Raw genomic sequence first — 20,018 nt, forward strand, 5'->3', positions numbered from 1 at the left:
ATGACCCACACCGTGACCGGCCGGACCGGCACCGCGCCGGCCGTCCTCACGGCCCTGCGCGTCCTGGCGGTGCTCACCGTCGTCGTGCTGGCCTGGCAGTTCCTGACCGCCGGGTCGCTGGTCGGCCCCGGCGGCGCGGAGGGCGCGGAGGCCCTGCACGCCACCGGCGCGATCGTGCTGCACGTCGTGAGCGGCCTGACGATGATCGCGGCCGCGCTGGTCTGGCGGGGCGGCGCGGTGATCTGGCCCCTGGTCGTGGCCGCCCTGGTCTTCGTGCTGAGCTTCGTCCAGGCCTATGTCGGCGAGGGCGCGACGCTGTGGATCCACGTCCCGGGCGCCATGGTGCTCACCGTCGGGGCCGTGCTCGTGGCCGCGTGGGCCTTCACCCTGGGTGCCGCCGGGCGGCGGTGAGCCTCAGCGCTTGCGGGCGCTGATCACCCCGGTGTCGAAGCCCGCGAGGTGCAGCCCGCCGTGGAAGCGGGCGTGCTCGACCTTGAGGCAACGGTCCATGACGACGGTCAGCCCGGCCTCGACCCCGCGCTCGGCCAGCGCCTCGTCGTAGAGCCCGAACTGGGTCCAGAACGTCCGCGCGCCGGCCTCGATCGTCGCGTCGAGGACGTCGGGCAGGTCCTCCGGGCGGCGGAAGACGTCGACGAGGTCGGGCGTCACCGGCAGCGCGTCCAGCGACGGGTACACCGGACGCCCGAGGATCTCGCCGGCGTTCGGGTTGACGAACCAGACGTCGAAGCCGGTGGAGCCGAGCAGGTAGGTCGCGACGAAGTTCGACGCCCGCGCCGGGTTGGGCGAGGCGCCGACCATGGCGACGGTCCTCGTCCTGCGCAGGATCGCCTGGCGTTCCAGGGCGGACGGCGGGGTCCAGGTCATTTGGTCGCCTCCGTCAGCGCTTGGTCGAGGTCCCACAGGATGTCGTCGGCGTCCTCGATGCCGACGCTGATGCGGATGAGGTCCGGGCGCACGCCGCCCTCGCGGAGCTGGTCGGCGGTCAGCTGCTGGTGGGTGGTCGACGCGGGGTGCAGGACGAGCGTGCGGGCGTCGCCGATGTTGGCGAGGTGGCTGCACAGCTGCACCGACTCGATGAACCGCCGGCCCGCGGCCCGCGCTGCATCCTCGTCGTCACCCGACACGCCGAAGCTGAACACCGCCCCCGGGCCCTGCGGGAGGTACTTCCTTGACCGCTCGTGGTGAGGGTGACCGGGCAGGCCCGCGTAGCTGACCCACGCGACGCGCTCGTCGGCCTCGAGCCACTCGGCGACGCGCTGGGCGTTCGCGACGTGGGCCTCCATCCGCTGGGGCAGCGTCTCGACGCCCTGGAGCAGGAGGAACGCGGAGTGCGCGCTCAGGGTGGCGCCGACGTCGCGCAGCTGCTCAGATCGGATCTTGGTGAGGAAGCCGTACTCCTGGAAGTTGCCCCACCAGGTCAGCCCGCCGTAGGACGGGATCGGATCGGTCATCTGGGGGAAGTTCCCGTTGCCCCAGTCGAACCGGCCCGACTCGAGGATGACGCCGCCGAGCGTGGTGCCGTGCCCGCCGAGGAACTTCGTCGCCGAGTGGATGACGATGTCGGCGCCGTGCTCCATGGGCCGGCACAGGTACGGCGTCGCCATCGTGGCGTCGATGATCAGCGGCAGGCCGCGCTCGTGGGCCACCTCGGCCAGGGCAGCCACATCGGTGACCTCTCCCGACGGGTTCGCGATGATCTCGGCGAACACGCAGCGGGTCTTCTCGGTGATCGCGCGGCGGAAGGCGTCGGGGTCGTCGCCGGCGACGAACGTCGTGTCGACCCCGAACCGGCGCAGGGTGACGTCGAGCTGGGTCACCGTGCCGCCGTAGAGCGCGGACGACGCGACGATGTGGTCGCCGGCGCCCGCGAGCGTCGCGAAGGTGAGGAACTCCGCGGCCTGCCCGGAGCTGGTGGCCACGGCGCCGAGCGCGCCCTCGAGGCTGGCCAGGCGCTCCTCGAGCGCGGCGACAGTCGGGTTCGCGATGCGGCTGTAGATGTTGCCGTACTTCTGCAGCGCGAAGAGGTTCGCGGCGTCGGCGGTGTCGTCGAAGACGAAGCTCGTCGACTGGTAGATCGGCACGGCCCGGGCGCCGGTGGCCGCGTCGGGCACGGCGCCCGCGTGGACGGCGCGCGTGCGGAAGCCCCAGGGGCGGTCGTCTCCTGCCACCCCGCCGTTCTACACCGAACGGCCCCGCCGCGAGGGATTGCCCGACGTGCATGGGTGGGAAGGCCTGAGCGGTCCGTCACCGAGGAGAGGGGTACTCCGATGGCCGTCTGCGAGACCTGCGGCAACGACTACGAGATGGCGTTCGAGATCCGCGCCCAGGGCGCGACACACACCTTCGACAGCTTCGAGTGCGCGATGCACCGGATGGCCCCGCGCTGCGAGCACTGCGGCGTGATGATCGTGGGACACGGGCACCAGGTCGACGGGAGCTTCTACTGCTGCGCCCACTGCGCGTCGGCGGCCGCGGGCGCGTCGACGGTGGACCACGCGTGAGTCAGCGGAAGTACGCGTTCGCCGGTGTCTGGTAGGAGAACAGGATCGCCGCGACGATCAGCGCGGCCTGCACGAGGCTCAGCACCGTCGACAGCCAGCCGAGGCTGACCCCCAGCCCGGCGGTGAGCAGCACGCCCACGACGGTGAACACCGCGCTGACGCCGCCGAGGACGGTGAGCACCAGGCGTGCCCAGTGGTCGCCCTGGCGCATCCGCAGGGCGAGGTAGACCAGCGCCCCGAGGAACAGCAGGCCGATGACGGCGCCGATGATGCCGCTGCCCGCCGCGAAGCCGCTGGGCACGGTGGCGGCCGTCGCGAGGGAGAGGGCGCTGCCGAGGACGCCGACGACCACCGCGGCGATCCAGAGCCGGAAGGACCACTGCACGGAGGGCGGGGGCGTCACGGGGGGCAACCTAGTCGGCCGAGGCGGAGCGGAGATCCCGCACCCAGCGCCACACCGTGCCCTCGTCCGGGTCGACGGCCTCGCCGTCGAGGACGAAACCATGGCGGCGCAGCACGGTGGTCGAGGCGTTCTCGTGCGGGAGCGTGTGCGCCCGGACGCGGCGGACACCCCCGCGCTCGGCCCGCGCGAGCCACTGCCCGACCGCGGCCGTCGCGACGCCCCGTCCCTGGCGCGACGGGGCGACCGAGTACCCGATCTCGATCTCGCCGTCGGTCGGCGGGCCGGTGAACCCGCCGAGGCCGACGACGTCGGTGCCGTCGACGACGAGGTGGGTGAACCAGCTGGGATCGACCCCGCCCTCGAGCGCGGTCACCGTCGGCTCCAGCGCCTCGGGGAACGCGAGGTAGCCCTCGACGAGCACCAGCCCGAAGCGCTCGGTGAACGCCTCCGGCTCGGTCAGCAACGTGACCGCCTGCTCCGGCTGCAGCGGCACGACCTCGATCCCCACGTGAGCAGTTAACCGCCCTATAGGGCAGGTAACTGCTCACATGCCGTGCATCTTTGCGATGACCTGGAGCATGACCTCGTCCGCGCCGCCGCCGATCGACGTGATGCGCATGTCCCGCAGGAAGCGCGCGGTCCACGTCTCCTCGATGTAGCCCAGGCCGCCGTGGTACTGCAGGCAGGTGCGGGCGACGTCCTCGCAGAGCCGGCCGATCGCGAGCTTCGCGATCGTCGCGAAGCGGGACGTGTCCTCGCCGCGCATGTACGCCTCGGCGCAGGCGTAGTTGTAGTGCCGGCACATGTCGACGCGGGCGTAGAGCTCGGCGAGCTGGTAGCTCAGGTACTGGTTACCGATCAACGGCCCGCCGAACGCCTCGCGCTGGCGGAGGTACGCCGCCGTGCGGTCCAGGGCTCGCTCGCAGGCGCCGACGCGGCCGTAGCAGGCCACCATGCGCTCGTTCTGGAACTGCGCCATCTGCTGCTGGAACCCGCGCCCGGCCTGCCCGATGGTGTTCGACACCGGCACCCGGGCCCCGTCGAACGACAGCTCCGCGGTGTCCGAGCAGCGGTTCCCGAGCTTGTCGAGCGTCCGCGACACCGACACCCCGGGCGTGTCCGTCGGCACGACGATCTGCGACATCCCCCGCGCCCCACCCTCGTCGGAGGTGCGCGCGAGCAGGCAGAGCCAGTCGGCCTGCACGCCGTTGGTGATGTAGAGCTTGGACCCGTGGATCACCCAGTGGTCCCCGTCGCGCGCCGCGCGGGTCTTCAGCCCGGAGACGTCGGAGCCGGCGTCGGGCTCGGTGACGGCGATGGCGGTGACGTGCTCGCCGCGGATCGCCGGGGCGAGGTAGCGCTCCTTGAGCTCGTGGCTGCCGAAGCGGGCCAGCGACGGCGTGGCCATGTCGGTCTGCACGGCGATCGCCATGCCGACGCCGGCGGCGTCCGCGCGCCCGATCTCCTCGGCGAGGACGACGGAGAAGAGGTGGTCGGCACCGCCGCCGCCGTAGGCCGGGTCGTACTCGAGGCCCAGGAAGCCGAGCTCGCCGAGCTTGGCGAACAGCTCGTGGGTGGGCATGCGCCCGTCGCGCTCCCACGCGTCGACGTACGGGTCGATCTCCCGCTCCACGACCGCCCGCACGGTCTTGCGGAAGGCCTGGTGCTCCTCGGTGAACGCGACCATCTACGACGACCCCTTCTGCACACGTTGCCGGAGAACGGCCTTCTGGATCTTCCCGGCCGGCGTCAGCGGCAGCTCGTCGACGAACTCGACGATCCGCGGCACCTTGTAGTTCGCCAGCCGTTCGGCGGCCAGGGTGACGAGCTCGTCGACGGTCACGTCGCTGCCCGCCGCCCGGACGACGAAGTAGTGGCCCACCTCGCCGTGGGTGTCGTCGGGGGCGCCGACGCCCGCGACCATCGCGACCCCCGGGTGCGCGCCGAGGACGTTCTCGACCTCGACGGGATAGACGTTGTAGCCCCCGGAGATGAACATCTCCTTGAGCCGTCCGCGCAGGGCCAGGTGGTCGCGCCCGACCCGGGCGACGATGTCCCCGGTGGCGAGCCAGCCCCTGCCGGCCTGCTCCTCCGGTGGCCGGAAGGTCGTCGGCTCGTCGATGCCCCGGTAGCCCGCGGCCACCGACGGGCCGCGCAGCCAGAGCTCGCCCTCGGCCCCGTCCCCGGTGACCTCCGTGCCACCGACCGGGTCGACGAGCCGGACCTCGATCCCGGGCAGCGGCACCCCGAGCGTCGACGCGACGGTCGCCGCGTCGTCGTCGAGCGCCGACATCACCGCCGCCCCCGAGCTCTCCGAGAGCCCGTAGAGGTTGACGACCCGCGCGTGCGGCGCGGCCCGCGTGATCGCCGCGCACAGGTCGGGCTCCACGTTCGAGCCCCCGGCGACCGCGAAGCGCAGTGACGGCAGGGCGTCGACGCCCGTCCGGGCCATCTCGGCGAGCAGCAGCGTCCACATCGTCGGCACCCCGGCGAACACGGTGACGTCGTGGGTGGTGACGTCGCGCAGCGCGCCCGCGGGGGAGAAGCCCGGCGTGAGCACGACCTCGCTGCCCGCGACGAGCGCCGCCAGCAGCGTGCACGTCAGGCCCCCGACGTGCGTGAACGGCATGGTCGCGAGGAACCGGTCGGCGGGCCCGAGCCCGAGGTGATCGACCTCGGCGCGGGCCGCCGCGAGCAGGCTGCCGTGGGTGAGGACCGCGCCCTTCGGCGTGCCCGTGGTGCCCGACGTGTAGAGCAGGACGGCCGGGTCGGCGTCGTCGGTATCGGTGCCGGCGTCGTCGGCGTCCCGCTTCGGGGCCGGCGCGTCGCCGACGAGCTCGTCGACGTCGACCTCCACGTGCTCGAGGTGGGGCAGCCGCGGACGCAGCTCGTCGTAGAGGGCGACGAGATCGGTGCCGTTCGCCTCGGGGACGGTGACGACCAGCCGCGCGCCCGAGTCGGCGAGCATGTGCTCGAGCTCGCTGCCCCGGTAGCGGACGTTCAGCGTGACGAGGACGGCGCGCAGGCGGGTGACCGCGAAGAGCAGGCCGACCCACGCCGCGCCGTTGGGGAGCGCGACGCCGACCCGGTCGCCGGGCCCGACACCGCGGGCGGCGAGACCCGCGGCGAGGCGGTCGACGTGATCGTCGAGCTCGGCGAGCGTGACCGCGCCGGGATGCCGCGCCGCCGAGCGGAGCCGGCCGGGCTCGGCCTCGCGGAGGAGGACCGCGTCCGGTCGCTCCCGCGCGGCGGTGCGCAGCAGGCCGGGGAGGCTCACGTCGCGCGCCCCTGCAGGTGCGCCAGGGCCGCTCCCCAGCGATCGGTCTGGCTCCCGGTCGGCGCGTAGAGCGGGATGCGCTGGGCGATGCCGCCGAAGCGCCGCTCCAGCGCGGGGCCGACCTCGTCCGGCTCGGCGACGATCGCGATGGTGTGCAGGACCTCGTCGTCGACGGCCTCGCCCATCGCGTCCCACTCGCCGCGCTTCGACAGGGTGTTGAGCTCGCGGGCCAGGTCGCCCCAGCCGTGCAGCTCGAGCACCGGGTGGTACGCGGGCGTCGAGCCGTAGAAGGCGACCTGCCGGCGGACGTCGCGGACCGACTCCGCGAACTCCTCCTCGGTGTTCCCGGTGGCGATGAGCGCGGTACCCGAGAACTCGAAGCCGGTGCCGTCCTTGCCGCCGCGCTCGAAGCCCTCGCGCAGCGCGGGCAGCGTCACCTCGTGCAGGTAGCGCTCGGTGGAGAAGGCGTGCGCCATGAACCCGTCGGCGACCTCGCCCGCGACCGCGGTCATCCGCGGGCCGACGCCGGCGAGGTGGATCGGCGGGTTGCCGTGCGGGTTCGGCCCCGGCGAGAAGAACGGCGTCATCAGCGTGTGCGTGTAGAACTCGCCGCGGAAGTCGAGGCGCTCGCCGGTCGCCCACGCGTCCCAGATGGCGCGGACGGCGCGGATGTACTCGTGCATCCGGTCGGCGGGCCGCGACCACGGCATCGAGAACCGCTTGGTGACGTGCGGCTTGATCTGCGTGCCGAGCCCCAGGACGTAGCGGCCGCCGGTGACCCCGTGCAGGTCGTTGGCGGTCATCGCCGTCGTCATCGGGGTGCGGGCGAACGCGACGGTGATGGCGGTACCCAGGGTGATGCGCTCGGTCCGGGTGGCCGCCAGCGTGATCATCACGGCCGGGTCGTGCTGGGTCTCCGACGCCCACACGGCGTCGTAGCCGGCCTTCTCCGCCGTGACCGCGTCGTCGGCGAAGCTCGTCAGCCCCCCGGTCACGACGGTGGCGTCGACCTTCATCGCAGCAGCTCCTCGGGGACGTCGACGTGACGGGCCCGGACGAACTCGCCGAGCCCCTTGGCCTGCGGGTCGAGCGCGAGGTTGTCGGCCACCCCGCGCCCGAGGAAGCCCACGACGGTGACGCCCACCGCGCGCAGGTGCGGGAACGCCCAGAGCCGGAGCGGGCAGCCGGCGGCGTCCTCGCCGAGCAGCCAGGCCACGTGCTCCTCGTCCCACCAGCCCCGCAGCCAGTCGTGCGCGGCGTCGTCGCGGGCCCACAGCCCCAGCGTCGCGTTGCCGCCCTTGTCGCCCGAGCGCGCGCCGACCAGCCGCCCCAGGGGTGCGCGGGTGGTGGGCGCGCCGGGGTCGCAGCGAACGGGTATCTCGCTGCTTCCAGGCGTCGGAACTCCCCGTTCGCTCGCGGCCGGGGAGGGCGCGGGCACCGTCCACGTGCGGTCGTCGAGGCCGACGAGCTGGGGCAGGTCGGCGGCGGGCAGCAGGAGCGGCCAGAACACGCTCGCGGCGCTGCCCGGGCCCGGCGGGGTGGTGGCGAAGAAGCCGGCGTAGCCGGCGAGCGCCGTCTCGACGGCGGCCCGGGAGAGCCGCGCACAGGCCTCCTTGCCGCCCGCGACGGCGACGGTGAGCAGGGAGACGGCGTCGGTCATGCGCGCGGGGTCGGGCCGGTCGGCCCGGAGCAACCGGGTCTCGACGCGCTCGAAGGCCTCCCGCCCGCCCGGCACGCCGGCCCAGAGCGCCGCGAGGGCGTGGTCCGCCTTGGCCTCGACGTCGAGGCCGGTGAGCACGAACGTCATCTCGTTGTGCCAGCCCGCGGGCAGGATCGCGCCGACCTTGACCGTCGCCGGCGGCGGCTCCCCGACGGTGCCGGCGAGGCGGACGCGGTCGGGCCCCTCGGCCGTGAGCACCGTCGTGTCGAGGCGCGCGACGACGTCCGGGGTGAGGTAGCGCGGCCCGTCGACCTCGTAGAGCAGCTGCGCGGTGACCGTCTCGACCGTCACCGCCCCGCCGGTCCCCGACGCCTTGGTGATCACCGCGGACCCGTCGGCCTCGATCTCGGCGATCGGCATGCCGACGTGCTCGGTGCCGGTCAGCTCGCCGGCGAAGGAGTAGTTGCCGCCCGTGGCCTGGGCGCCGCACTCGATGACGTGCCCGGCGGCGACCGCGCCGGCGAGGGCGTCGAGGTCGTCGGCGCCCCACCCGTGGCGCCACGCGGCCGGCCCGACGACCACGGCCGCGTCGGTGACCCGCCCGGTGACCACGACGTTCGCGCCCGCCGCGAGCGCCTCGACGATGCCGCGGCAGCCCAGGTAGGCGTTGGCCACCACGGGCTTCTCGGGCATCGGCTCGCCGGTCTCGAGGTGCGTCGCCCGGTCGCCGAGGGTGCGCACCTGCTCGGTGACGTCGTCGCCCCCGACCCAGGCGACCCGCGCGCGGTCGTCGATCGTCGCGATCTCGGCCGCGCAGCCCGCCGGGTCGAGACCGCCGGCGTTGGCGACGACGAGGATGCCGGCGTCGAGGCAGTCGACGAGGACGTCGCGCATCTGGTGCACGAACGTCGTCGCCCAGCCACCCTTGCCGCGGTCGCGCTGCTTGGCGAGCAGGCCCATCGTCAGCTCGGCGAGCCAGTCGCCGGTGAGGACGTCGACGTGCGCGCGGCCCTCGAGGTGCGCGTCGACGATCTCGCGCGCGGCGGCCAGGCGGTCGCCGTAGAAGCCGGAGACGTTGGCGATGGCGATCACTCGGCGACCCCCAGCGTCACGAGCGTGGCGTGCGCCTCGACGTACTGGCCGACCGCGACGTGCACGGTCTCGACGACGCCGTCGGTGGCCGCGAGCGCCGGGTGCTCCATCTTCATGGCCTCGAGGACGACGAGCTTCTGGCCGGCGACCACGTGCTCGCCCTCGCTCACCAGCACCTCGACGACCGTGCCCGGGACCTCGCTGACCGGTCCCGCCCCGCCCGCGGCGGCGTCGGGCGCGGGCAGGCGCGGCCTCTCCCGCCAGGCGCTGTGACCCTCGCCGTCGTCGACGTACGCGGTGTCGTCGTGGTGGGTGACGCGGCAGCCGTACGCGACGCCGTCGTGGGTGACGCGGACGCCGTCGGGGGTGAGGTCGCGCAGGCCGAGGGTGTGGTCGGCGAGCTCGAGCGCGTCGGCCGTCAGCCGGTGGGCGACGTCGACCGGGCCGTCGGGGCCCTCCCAGGTGATCGTCGGGCGCGGGGCGCCCCGCAGCGTGCGCCACCCGGGCGGGGCGAGGCCGGCGAGCGGGTCGTGGGCCCGGCGGGCGGCGGAGGTGCAGGCAATCGCCGCCGCGAGGTGCACGACGCGCGGGGTGGCCGGGGCCGGGGTGCGCAGGTCGGGGTGCTGGTCGAGGAAGTCGGTGCGCGTGGCGCCGGCGAGGAAGTCGGGGTCGCGCAGGAGGGCGACGAGCAGGTCGCGGTTGGTGGCCGGGCCGTGGATCTCGGCGTGCGCGAGGCCGGCGGCGAGTCGCCGGGCGGCCGCGGTGCGGGTCGGCGCGTGGGCGACGACCTTGGCGATCATCGGGTCGTAGAAGGCGCTGACCTCGCCCCGCTCACCGAGGGCGTCCTCCCAGCGCAGGTGCCGGTCGTAGCCGGAAGGGGTGTGACGGTAGCGGTGCAGCGTGCCGGGGCTGGGGCGGTCGCCGGCGGCGGGGTCCTCGGCGTAGAGGCGCACCTCGATCGCGTGCCCGCGGGGGACGAGCTCGTCCTGCGTGAACGGCAGCGGCTCCCCGTCGGCGACCGCGAGCTGCAGCGCGACCAGGTCGACGCCGTAGACCTCCTCGGTGACCGGGTGCTCGACCTGCAGCCGCGTGTTCATCTCGAGGAAGTGGAAGCGGGGTGCGAGCGATGCGGCATCGCTGGCGTCAGTCGCCAGGATCTCCGCATCCTCGAGGAGGAACTCCACGGTGCCCGCGCCCACGTAACCCAGCTTCTCGGCCAGCGCGACGGCCGTGGCGCCCATCCGCTCGCGCAGCTCCGGCGTCACGACCGGCGACGGCGCCTCCTCGACGACCTTCTGGTGCCGGCGCTGGATCGAGCACTCGCGCTCGCCAAGGTGCACGACGTGCCCGTGCGCGTCGCCGAGCACCTGGATCTCGACGTGGCGGGGCGCGACGAGCAGGCGCTCGAGGAAGACGGTGTCGTCGCCGAAGCTGCGCGCGGCCTCGGCGCGGGCGGAGCGGACGGCGTCGGCGAGCGCGTCGGGCGACCGGACCTCCCGCATCCCGCTGCCGCCGCCGCCCGCGCTGGCCTTCACCAGCAGCGGGAACCCGACGTCGGCGGCCGCCCGGGCCCAGTCGTCGGGGTCGTCGGTCGCGAGCAGCGCGTCGGGCAGCGTCGGCACGCCGGCCTCGCGGGCCAGCGCCTTGGCGGTGTGCTTGACGCCCATCGCCTCGATCGACGCCGGGTCCGGGCCGACCCACGTCAGCCCGGCGTCGGCGCAGGCCCGGGCGAACGCGGCGTTCTCGGACAGGAAGCCGTAGCCGGGGTGGACGGCGTCGGCGCCGGTCGCCCGCGCGGCGGCGAGGACCTGCTCGGCGTCGAGGTAGGTCTCGGTGCTGGTCGACCCGCGCAGCGCCACGGCCCGGTCGGCCTCGGCGACGTGCGGGGCGTCGGCGTCGGGCTCGGAGAACACCGCCACCGTGCGGACGCCGAGCGAGCGCGCGGCGCGGATCACCCGGCGCGCGATCTCGCCGCGGTTGGCCACGAGCAGCGTGTTGATCACCGGCGTCCCTCCGTGATCGAAGTACCGATACGGACACTCAACGTCAGCAACGGCACTTCGCTGACACCCCCGCTCACATGCGGAACGGCGCGAAGCGGGTCGCGCCGGTGATCGGGGCCGAATGGACGGCCGAGAGGGCGAGGCCGAGGACCGTGCGGGTGTCGCGGGGGTCGATGACCCCGTCGTCCCACATCCGCCCCGATGCGTAGACGGCGTTCGACTGCGCCTCCACGGCGTCCTCGACGGCCTTCCGGGTCGCGGCGTCCGCCTCCTCGGAGTACTCACGGCCGGCCCGCTGCGCCGAGCGTCGCTGCACCATCGACATCACGCCCGCGAGCTGCGTCCCGCCCATGACGGCGATGCGGTGGTTGGGCCAGGTGAAGACGAAGCGCGGGTCGTAGGCGCGCCCGGACATGCCGTAGTTCCCGGCGCCGTAGGACGCGCCGACCATGAGCGTCAGGTGCGGGACCTCGGAGTTCGACACCGCGTTGATCAGCTTCGCGCCGTCCTTGATGATCCCGCCGCGCTCGTAGGCCGAGCCGACCATGAACCCGGTGATGTTCTGGACGAACAGCAGCGGGATCGACCGCGCGTTGGCGAGCTGGACGAACTGCGCGCCCTTCTGGGACTCCTCGGAGAACAGGATCCCGTTGTTCGCGAGCACCCCGACCGGGAAGCCGCCGATCGAGCCCCAGCCGCACACGAGCGTGGTGCCGTAGAGCGGCTTGTGCTCGTCGAACCGCGAGCCGTCGAGCACGCGGGCGAGCACGTCGCGGACCTCGACCGACCGCTTCGGGTCCGACGCCGCGCAGGCCAGCAGCTCCTCGGCGTCGAACCGCGGCGGGTCGGCGGGCAGCGACGGCCCGGGGCCCGCCTTGCGCCAGCCGAGGTCCGCGATGATCCGGCGCCCGATGCGCAGGGCGTCGCGCTCGTCGGCGGCGAGGTGGTCGGCGAGCCCGGACTCGCGGGCGTGCATCTCCGCGCCGCCGAGGGTCTCGTCGTCGACGTCCTCGTTGATGGCCATCTTCACCAGCGGCGGCCCGCCCAGGTAGACGGTGGCCTGGCCGCGGACGAACACCGTGTACTCGCTCATCCCCGGCATGTACGCCCCGCCGGCGGTCGACGAGCCGAAGACCAGCGCGACCGTCGGGATGCCCTGCGCCGAGAGCCGGGTCATCTCGCGGAAGGTGCGCCCGCCGGGGACGAAGAGGTCGGCCTGGCGGGGCAGGTCGGCGCCGCCCGACTCGACCAGCGCGATCACCGGCAGCCGGTTGCGCTCGGCGATCTCGAGCGCCCGCAGCTGCTTGGTGACGCCGATCGGGGTGATCGAGCCGCCCTTGACCGTCGGCTCGTTGGCGACGACGAGGGACTCCACGCCGCTGACCGCCCCGATGCCGACGACCAGGCCCGCGCCCGGCGTCGTCAGGTCGGGCTCGTGGGCGCCGGCCAGCGCGCCGATCTCGAGGAACGCGGCGTCGGGGTCGAGCAGCAGGTCGACGCGCTCGCGGGCGGTGAGCCGGCCGCGCTCGTGGTGGCGGTCGACGTACTTGGCGCCGCCGGCGGCCAGGACCGTCGCGGCGACCTCGTCGACGCCGGCCAGCGCGTCGAGCATGGCCGCGCGGTCGGCGGCGTACTCCGGCGACGCGGGGTCCAGCCGCGATCCCAGGACGGCGGCGGGGGAGATGTCGGCGATGGTCACGCCCGCACCGGGTCCTTCCCCGGCGTCCCCGCGAACGCCTGGCCGACCAGCATCCACTCGCGCGCGGCGTCGCCGGTGACGACCAGCGCCGTGTCGTCGACGTGCCGCCGGCGCACCAGCACCAGGCAGAACTCCTCGGCGTCGCCGACGATCAGGTCCGACGGAGCGGCGTCACGGACACTCATCGTCTGCGGAGCCACTCCGCTGACATCACCCCACGTCCACACCGCGCCCGAGGGCCCGGTGAGCTCGACGCGCACGGGCGCCTCGGGCACGTCCCTGCCCCGCACCCGGTAGCCCTGCGCGCGGGCCCGGACGGCGATGTCGGCGACGTGGCGCAGCCGGTCGGTCGGGGCGAGGCGCGCGCCGAGGGCGTCGGCGATGTCGGTGCCGTGCGCCCAGGTCTCCATGATCCGGCTGGTGATCGCCGAGCGCAGCGACATCGGCGGGCCGTACCAGGGCAGGCGGGCCGACGGATCGCACGCGCGGGCGGCGCGGTCGAACGCCCGCGCCGCGTGCTGCCAGTAGGCGAGCGCGGCCGGGCCGACCTCGGGCACCTCGGCGAGCGTGCGCCCCACGAAGCCGTCGAGGTCGGTGACGGCGTCCCGCTCCGCGGTGAACTCCTCGGGCGTCGAGATCGCCCGGGCGAAGGCGCCGTCGAACCAGCCGAGGTGCGCGACCTGATCGCGCACGGTCCACGGCTCGGCGCGCGTGGGCAGCGTCCACGACGCGCGGGGGAGCTCGCGCACGATCGCCATCACCGCGGCGCGCTCGGCGTCGAGGTCGTCCAGCAGCGACGCCACGGACGGCGCGCTCACCGGTCCAGCCCCAACCGGCCCGCCACGACCTCGTCCATGATCTCGGTCGTCCCGCCGCCGATGCCGAGGATCCGCGCGTCGCGGTAGTGGCGCTCGACCTCCACGCCGTGCATGTAGCCCATCCCTCCGTGCAGCTGGACCGCGCGGTCGACGACGGCGTCGCACGCCGCCACCGCGGTGTTCTTGGCCATGGCCAGTTCGGTGACGACGTCGGTGTCGGGGGAGCCCGCCTGCCACCGGGCGAGGACGTCGCGGACGTAGGTGCGGGCGACGATGGTCGTGCGCGCCATCTCGGCGATCTGGTGGCGGACGACCTGGCGCTGCGCGAGCGGCGCGCCGAACGTCCGCCGAGTGCGCGCCCAGTCGACGGTCAGGTCGACGCAGCGCTGCGCGGTGGCGTAGGCCTGAACGGCCATCGACAGCCGCTCGGCCGCGAAGTTGACCATGATCTGGCGGAAGCCGGTGCCCTCGGCGCCGACGAGGTTCGCCGCGGGCACCCGCACGCCGTCGAGGTGCAGCTCGGCGGTGTCGCTGCAGTGCCAGCCCATCTTGCGCAGCGGCGAGCGGGAGACCCCGGGGCGGTCGGTCTCGATCACCAGCAGGGAGATGCCGCGGTGCCCCTCGCCGCCGGTGCGCACGGCGGTGGTGACGATGTCGGCGCGCGTGCCCGAGGTGATGAAGGTCTTGGCGCCGTCGACGACGTACTCGTCCCCCTCGCGCCGGGCGCGCGTGGTGATCGCCGCGACGTCGGAGCCGGCCCCGGGCTCGGTAACGCCGAGCGAGGCGATCATCCGCCCGGCCAGGGTCGGGGCCACGAAGCGCGCGATCTGGTCGGGGTCGCCGGCGGCGGCGATGTGCGGGACGCCGATGCCGTGGGTGAACAGGCCGGCGCAGACCCCGCTCGACCCGCCGGAGAGGATCAGCTGCTCGGCGACCAGGCAGGCGTCGAGGTGCTCGCCGACCCCGCCCGCGCCCGCGGGGAACCCCAGCTCGAGCAGGCCGAGCGCCCCGGCCCGCTCGTGCAGCGCGCGCGGCAGGGCGCCGTCGTCCTCCCACCGCGCGAGGTGGGGCACGACCTCGCGGGTCGTGAAGTCGGCGACGAGCTCGCGCAGCGCCCGGCGCTCCGGGGTCGCCCAGGCGTCGTGGGCGCTCACCGGTTCCGAGCGAAGGGGCCCTTCGCTCGTACTACCGGCCGAAGGGCGCCCTTCGCCGGAACGCGACCGCCCCGGATCCGACCGAAGGTGCCCTTCGCTCGACACCCCCGACGCCGTCACCGGCTGACCGCCTCGGCGTGCCCGGCGTACCGCTCGCGCAGGACCCGCTTGAGGAGCTTGCCGGTGGCGTTGCGCGGCAGCTCGTCGACGACCTCGACGCCTCGCGGCGCCTTGAAGTGCGCGATCCGCTCGCGCGTCCAGGCGATCACCTCGTCCGGGTCCAGCGGCCCGGACGCGACCACCACCGCGAGCACCGTCTCGCCCCACGTCGCGTCCCCGACCCCGACGACGGCGACGTCGGCGACCGCGGGGTGGCGGTGGAGCACCTGCTCGACCTCGACGGGGTAGACGTTCTCCCCGCCCGTGATGATCATGTCCTTCTTCCGGTCGACCAGCGTCACGAAGCCCTCGGCGTCGCGGACGCCGAGGTCGCCGCTGTGGAACCAGCCCTCGCGCAGCACCTCGGCCGTCGCCTCCGGGCGGTTCCAGTAGCCGGCGAACACCGTCGGCCCGCGCAGCACCAGCTCGCCGACCTCGCCGACGCCGACCTCCTCCCCGGTCGCGGAGACCAGCCGCGCGTCCACGTGCATGAACGGCCGGCCCACCGAGCCGGCGTGGTCGAGCACGGCGGCGGCGTCGAGGAAGAGCGCGGCGGGCGAGAGCTCGGTCATCCCGAAGCCCTCGGTGAACGTCCAGCCGAGTGCCGTGAAGTGCTCGATCACCGTCACCGGGCAGGGCGCGCCGCCCGAGATCGCCCAGCGCAGCGAGGGCTGGGGCGGCAGCGACGGCAGCCGGGTGAGCGCCGCCCACATCGCGGGGACGAGGAACTGGGTGGTGACGCCCTCGTCGGCCATGAGCGCGGCGAACGCGGCCGGGTCGAAGGTGGGCACGACGACGACCGTGCCGCCGGCGTAGATCAGGGGGAGCGCGGAGAGTCCCAGCGCACCGATGTGGAACAGCGGTGCCGCGGCGATCGTGACGTCGGTGCTCCCGATGCCCGGGCCCGCGGTGACCATGTTGATCGCGTTCCACAGCATGTTGTCGTGCGTGAGCACAGCGCCCTTGGGGACGCCGGTGGTGCCCGAGGTGTACATGATCACGCAGGGGTCGTCGCCGGCCGCGGGGTGGGCGTCGACGATGCCGGGCAGGCCCGGCTCGTCGCCCAGCTCCACGATCGCGGGCGCGGGACCCTCGAGCGCGGCGAGCGCCCCCTCGGCGAGCGCCGCGAACGTCGTCGAGCGCACCAGCACCGTCGCCCCGGAGTCACCCAGCACGTGCGCGACCTCGGCGGGCGCGAGGCGGTGGTTGACGGGCACGGCCACGGCGCCGAGGCGCGCCGCGCCGAAGAGCCACTCGAGGTAGGCGCCCGAGTTCTCGCCGAGCAGGGCGACGCGGTCGCCGACGCCGACGCCGAGGTCGGCGAGCGCCGCGGCCCGGGCGGAGACGCGGGCGTCGAGCTCGGCGTAGGTGTGGCGGGCGCCGGTGACGACGTCGACGAGCGCGGTGGCTCCGGGCCGGCGCGCCGCCCGCCGGGCCACCCAGTCGGCGATCCCACCGTCCATCGCCGTCCTCCTCGCCGCGCCCCACGTCCTCGTGACCTGCGCTACTCTGCCCGTACGTGCGGTCAGTTCACAAGGGGGCGTCGTGACCGAACCGGTGGTGGCCCCGGGCCGCGCCCGCGGCGGGCGGCGGGACGAGATCCTCGTGACCTTCACCCGCCACGTCGCCGAGCGCGGCTACGACCGCGCCAACTTCGGTGACGTCGCGGCCGAGCTCGGGATGAGCAAGGGGACGATCGTCCACCACTTCGGCACCAAACCCCGCTTGCTCGCGGAGGTGCAGGAGCGCTACATGCGCCGCCGCCTCGACGAGGCCCACGCGTTCCTCGGGCGCCTGGCCGCGCCGGACGAGCGGATCGCGGCGTTCGTCCACGCCGGCGTGCGCTACTCCACCGACGAGCCGGCGACCACGGTGGCGTTCCAGCGCGAGGTCGTGCGCCTGACCGACGAGCCGGGGATGGAGACCGCCCGCGCCCAGCGCGACGCCTACCGCGACCTGGTGGTCGCGGTGCTGCAGGACGGCGCCGCGGCCGGGGTGTTCGTGCCCGGCGACGCCCGGCTGCGCAGCCTGCAGATGTTCGGCTCGCTGCACTGGATGTGGACGTGGTTCGACCCGGCCGGGCGGCTGCGCCCCGCCGACGTGGCCGCGGAGTTCACGCGCACCCTGCTGCGCGGGCTCGGGGTCGCCGAGGAGCGTGTGCGTGCGGTCGCCGACCCCGACGGCGCCGTGGCCCGCTGCGTCGCCGAGGTCTGCGGGCCCGAGCGCTTCAGCCCACCAGCACACCCACCCACTCGGTGAACCCCGGGCTGGTCGGGGGCCAGAGCCAGCCGAGGGCGAGCTGGGCGACGGCGACGACGGCCAGGGCGATCGCGAGCGCGCGCGGCGGTCGCCGCGGCACGGCGATGAGCGCGAGCAGGGTGAACAGCACCGTGGCGCTGACCTGGGTGAACACCAGCCCCGTCCAGACCGCGACGACCGACCCGACGACCGGCATGAGGTAGCCGACCAGCGGGAGGGGCTCGCGGAGGGCCATGGACACCGCCATGAGCAGGTACAGCGGGGCGTGGAGGAGGCCGAGGCAGACGGTGGCGACGGCGGCCACGAGCGACGCCCAGGCCCCGCCGGGGAAGGCCAGGAAGCCGGGGGTGTCGGCGAGGGTGGCGAACGCCGCGCCCGAGAACCGCCACTGCAGGAACGTCCACGCCCCGATGACGAAGACGACCGGGAAGACGACGACGCCCACGGTCGCGGGGACCGCCGACGGTTCGTCGCGGAAGCGTTCCCGGGCCAGGAACACCGTCGAGGCGCCCAGCGCCAGCGCGAACGGCACGGTGATCGGGCTGAAGCAGAACGCGACGGCGAGGGCGAGGCCGGCGACGAAGCCACCCTCGGTGCTGCGCTCGCGGGCGAACCGCACGAAGCCCTGGACGGCCACGGCGAGCAGCGAGAGCGTCGCGATCCCGGGCAGGCTCTCGCTCGCCAGGTAGGCCACCGCCGGCACGCCGAGGATCGGCAGGAGCAGCAGGCCGACCAGCCACCACGGCACGTCCCGGTCCGTGAGCCGCTCCCACACCGTGTGCAGCGCGAACCCGGCGAAGAGCGAGGCCACGACGCAGAGCCCGAGCGTGCCGCCCGGCACGACGGTGGCGACGAGGGTGGGCAGCGGCGGGTACGCGTACCGGATGCCGGCGAGGTCCGCGCCGCCCGCCACCGTCGCCGCCGACTGGCGGACCGCCTGCAGGTGGGAGGTGCTCGCGAAGCCCCGGCTCTGGGCGAGCACCGCGAGCCCGATCAGGGGGAGGGCGAGCCCGACGCGCAGCGCCCAGCGCGCCCGGGCGTCACCCGGCCACGGGGAGCGGCCCGGCGCCCCTGCCGTGCTCGGCGGCGTGCTCGGCGGGGCTGCTGAGACCATGGACCGTCTTCTCCCAGTAGTGCGGACGCGTGACGAGCTGCCAGAGCGCCTTGTACGAGGCGACGGCGTGCAGCAGCCAGTACGCCGGGTTGAGCAGCGCCCACATGACCAGCGCGTACCGGCGCCGCTTGAACGCGCCCATCATCGAGATGTAGATCATCAGCCCGTTCCCGATGATCAGGTTGAACAGGCTCACCCACAGCACCCAGCCCGGGAAGTACGGCGAGAGCACCTCGGGCGGGACGAGCAGGGAGAGCACGAACAGCGCGTAGAGCGGCGGGGTGAACAGGAACGCGGCCGGGGTGCCGCCGATGAGCAGCGCGAACGCGACGCTCTGGCGCAGCCCGGCCGTGCGCACGAGCGAGCGCGGGCTGCGCAGGTGCACGAGCAGCGTCTGCAGGTAGCCCTTGATCCACCGCGACCGCTGGCGGATCCAGTTGCCGGGAGCCCGGTTGGCCTCCTCGTAGGTCGTGCTGTTGATGACGCCGACCCGCCAGCCGAGGGCGGCCGCCCGGATCCCGAGGTCGGCGTCCTCGGTGACGTTGAAGGGGTCCCAGCCGCCGAGGGCGCGCAGCGCCGAGGTGCGGAAGTGGTTCGACGTGCCGCCGAGCGGGATCGGCAGCCCCAGGCGCTCCAGGCCGGGCAGCATGTAGTCGAACCAGAACGAGTACTCGGTGGTGAACATCCGGGTCAGCCAGTTGTCGGCGGCGTTCCAGTAGTTCAGCGCGGCCTGCACGCAGACCAGGCGCTCGCCGCCCCGGCGGAACGCGACGACGGCCTTGCGCAGCTGGTCGGGGTCGGGCTTGTCCTCGGCGTCGTAGATCACCAGGTGCTCGCCGCGGGCGAAGAAGAGCCCGACGTTGCAGGCCTTGGGCTTCGTCTGCGGCGCGCCCGGGGGCACGACGAGGAACGAGATGGTCTCCGGCGGGTCGGCCGCCCGGGCGGCCTCGATGGTCTCGGTGTCGCTCTCCTCGAGCAGCAGGAGGATCTCGAGCTTCTCGGCCGGGTAGTCGAGGGCGCCCAGGTTGGCGATGAGGTCGGCGACGACGTTGGCCTCGCGGAACACCGGGACGAGCACCGTGTAGCGCGGGAGGTCGCGGTCGTCGAGGGCGGCCAGGTCCTCGGGGGTCACCGCCTCCTGGGCCTCGCGGTGCACCCCGACCATGCACACGACGAACTTGAACAGCACCGCGACGAGGAAGCCCAGGCCCACCGCGCCGGAGAGCGCGACGAGGGTGGCGCGCGGCGCGAGCACCAGGCCGAGGACGACGGCCACCAGCAGTGCGACGACGAGCACCTGCTGGCCGCGGGTGAGCACCTGGCGTGCCGACTGCCGCCGGCTGCGGGACCACAGCCCGAGCGTCGCCCGGTCCACGACGGTCTCGCGGAACCCGCGGTGCAGGGCGGCCACGAGGTCCCAGTCGGTGGTGACGCGCAGGGCGACGTCCGGGCCGAGGGCGTCCGCGATCTCGGCGCGCAGGCCGTCGTCGGGCCGGTCGGCCACCGCGACCACGATGCGGCCTCCCTCGCGACGGACCGGCAGCCAGCCCCGGACCGCCAGGTGCTCGGGGTCCAGGCCGGCGAGCAGGTCGGGGTCCGGGGTGACCTCCCCGAGGTCGACGAAGTCGGTGTCCCAGGAGCGCGCGAGCAGCCGGTAGAGGTCGGCCCGGCGCACGAGGCCCGCCGCGACCAGGATCGACCCGAGGCGGGAGCCGGTGCGGTGCTGCACGTCGAGCGCCCACGCCCGTTGCCGGTCATCGATGAACCCCTCGGCCACGAGCAGGTCGCCCAGCGGGGCGACGTCGGCGGGAGCGTTCACCCGAGCATGGTGGTCACTACGACGAACGGCCTAACGTCT

Annotated in this window: 18 protein-coding genes; 3 read left to right on the forward strand and 15 right to left on the reverse strand. The window is 74.3% G+C overall.

The window, feature by feature from the left end; all coding sequences use genetic code 11:
* On the forward strand, positions 1–411 hold the full coding sequence (locus ACYX4T_RS21545) for a hypothetical protein (RefSeq protein WP_476011305.1): 411 nt from the start codon (positions 1–3) through the stop codon (positions 409–411).
* Positions 412–414: 3 nt separating this feature from the next.
* Here ACYX4T_RS21545 and ACYX4T_RS21550 read toward each other — a convergent pair whose 3' ends face one another.
* On the reverse strand, positions 415–885 hold the full coding sequence (locus ACYX4T_RS21550; protein ID WP_476011306.1) for a CoA-binding protein: 471 nt from the start codon (positions 883–885) through the stop codon (positions 415–417).
* Entirely contained in the window at positions 882–2,189 is a 1,308-nt protein-coding gene (locus tag ACYX4T_RS21555; RefSeq protein WP_476011307.1) for an O-acetylhomoserine aminocarboxypropyltransferase/cysteine synthase family protein, read from the reverse strand. The genes ACYX4T_RS21550 and ACYX4T_RS21555 overlap by 4 nt, the downstream gene beginning before the upstream one ends.
* Positions 2,190–2,288: 99 nt before the next feature.
* Between ACYX4T_RS21555 and ACYX4T_RS21560 the strand changes: the two genes are divergently transcribed.
* The gene (locus tag ACYX4T_RS21560; protein ID WP_476011308.1) at positions 2,289–2,522 is read left to right on the forward strand and encodes a hypothetical protein; all 234 of its coding nucleotides are present in this window, start codon (positions 2,289–2,291) and stop codon (positions 2,520–2,522) included.
* A gap of 1 nt (position 2,523) precedes the next feature.
* Here ACYX4T_RS21560 and ACYX4T_RS21565 read toward each other — a convergent pair whose 3' ends face one another.
* The 11 genes from ACYX4T_RS21565 to ACYX4T_RS21615 all read right to left on the reverse strand — a co-directional run bounded on the left by ACYX4T_RS21565 (position 2,524) and on the right by ACYX4T_RS21615 (position 16,250).
* Positions 2,524–2,925: a hypothetical protein gene (locus ACYX4T_RS21565; RefSeq protein ID WP_476011309.1), complete on the reverse strand. Its 402-nt coding sequence runs from the start codon at positions 2,923–2,925 to the stop codon at positions 2,524–2,526.
* Positions 2,926–2,935: 10 nt separating this feature from the next.
* Positions 2,936–3,418, reverse strand: a complete 483-nt coding sequence (locus tag ACYX4T_RS21570) for a GNAT family N-acetyltransferase (protein ID WP_476011310.1) — start codon at positions 3,416–3,418, stop codon at positions 2,936–2,938.
* A 51-nt stretch (positions 3,419–3,469) separates the two neighbouring features.
* A complete protein-coding gene (locus ACYX4T_RS21575; protein WP_476011311.1) occupies positions 3,470–4,612 on the reverse strand; it encodes an acyl-CoA dehydrogenase family protein in 1,143 nt (380 codons plus the stop codon).
* The gene (locus ACYX4T_RS21580; RefSeq protein ID WP_476011312.1) at positions 4,613–6,202 is read right to left on the reverse strand and encodes a class I adenylate-forming enzyme family protein; all 1,590 of its coding nucleotides are present in this window, start codon (positions 6,200–6,202) and stop codon (positions 4,613–4,615) included. It lies immediately after the preceding gene.
* Positions 6,199–7,218, reverse strand: coding sequence for a TIGR03617 family F420-dependent LLM class oxidoreductase (locus tag ACYX4T_RS21585; RefSeq protein WP_476011313.1), 1,020 nt, complete (start codon positions 7,216–7,218; stop codon positions 6,199–6,201). The genes ACYX4T_RS21580 and ACYX4T_RS21585 overlap by 4 nt, the downstream gene beginning before the upstream one ends.
* The gene (locus ACYX4T_RS21590) at positions 7,215–8,954 is read right to left on the reverse strand and encodes an acyclic terpene utilization AtuA family protein (RefSeq protein ID WP_476011314.1); all 1,740 of its coding nucleotides are present in this window, start codon (positions 8,952–8,954) and stop codon (positions 7,215–7,217) included. The genes ACYX4T_RS21585 and ACYX4T_RS21590 overlap by 4 nt, the downstream gene beginning before the upstream one ends.
* A complete protein-coding gene (locus ACYX4T_RS21595; RefSeq protein WP_476011315.1) occupies positions 8,951–10,957 on the reverse strand; it encodes an acetyl/propionyl/methylcrotonyl-CoA carboxylase subunit alpha in 2,007 nt (668 codons plus the stop codon). Before ACYX4T_RS21595 ends, ACYX4T_RS21590 begins: the two co-directional genes overlap by 4 nt.
* 73 nt (positions 10,958–11,030) lie before the next feature.
* Positions 11,031–12,569 carry an acyl-CoA carboxylase subunit beta gene (locus tag ACYX4T_RS21600; protein WP_476015338.1) on the reverse strand — a complete coding sequence of 513 codons (1,539 nt, stop codon included), beginning with the start codon at positions 12,567–12,569 and terminating at the stop codon, positions 11,031–11,033.
* A gap of 83 nt (positions 12,570–12,652) precedes the next feature.
* On the reverse strand, positions 12,653–13,474 hold the full coding sequence (locus ACYX4T_RS21605; RefSeq protein ID WP_476011316.1) for a TIGR03084 family metal-binding protein: 822 nt from the start codon (positions 13,472–13,474) through the stop codon (positions 12,653–12,655).
* Positions 13,471–14,628 (reverse strand): acyl-CoA dehydrogenase family protein, encoded by a 1,158-nt coding sequence (locus tag ACYX4T_RS21610; protein ID WP_476011317.1) that lies wholly within the window; start codon positions 14,626–14,628, stop codon positions 13,471–13,473. The genes ACYX4T_RS21605 and ACYX4T_RS21610 overlap by 4 nt, the downstream gene beginning before the upstream one ends.
* Before the next feature lie 116 nt (positions 14,629–14,744).
* Positions 14,745–16,250 (reverse strand): AMP-binding protein, encoded by a 1,506-nt coding sequence (locus ACYX4T_RS21615; protein WP_476011318.1) that lies wholly within the window; start codon positions 16,248–16,250, stop codon positions 14,745–14,747.
* An 82-nt stretch (positions 16,251–16,332) separates the two neighbouring features.
* Here ACYX4T_RS21615 and ACYX4T_RS21620 point away from each other — a divergent pair, with 82 nt between their 5' ends.
* Positions 16,333–17,046, forward strand: coding sequence for a TetR/AcrR family transcriptional regulator (locus ACYX4T_RS21620; RefSeq protein ID WP_476011319.1), 714 nt, complete (start codon positions 16,333–16,335; stop codon positions 17,044–17,046).
* Here ACYX4T_RS21620 and ACYX4T_RS21625 read toward each other — a convergent pair.
* The gene (locus tag ACYX4T_RS21625; protein WP_476011320.1) at positions 17,015–18,160 is read right to left on the reverse strand and encodes a hypothetical protein; all 1,146 of its coding nucleotides are present in this window, start codon (positions 18,158–18,160) and stop codon (positions 17,015–17,017) included. The two genes, ACYX4T_RS21620 and ACYX4T_RS21625, sit on opposite strands and share 32 nt — an antisense overlap.
* Complete coding sequence (locus ACYX4T_RS21630) at positions 18,087–19,979, reverse strand: glycosyltransferase (protein WP_476011321.1); 1,893 nt, start codon at positions 19,977–19,979, stop codon at positions 18,087–18,089. Before ACYX4T_RS21630 ends, ACYX4T_RS21625 begins: the two co-directional genes overlap by 74 nt.
* Positions 19,980–20,018: the final 39 nt, after the last annotated feature.

The organism is Actinomycetospora sp. ABD4_176, assembly GCF_056311855.1.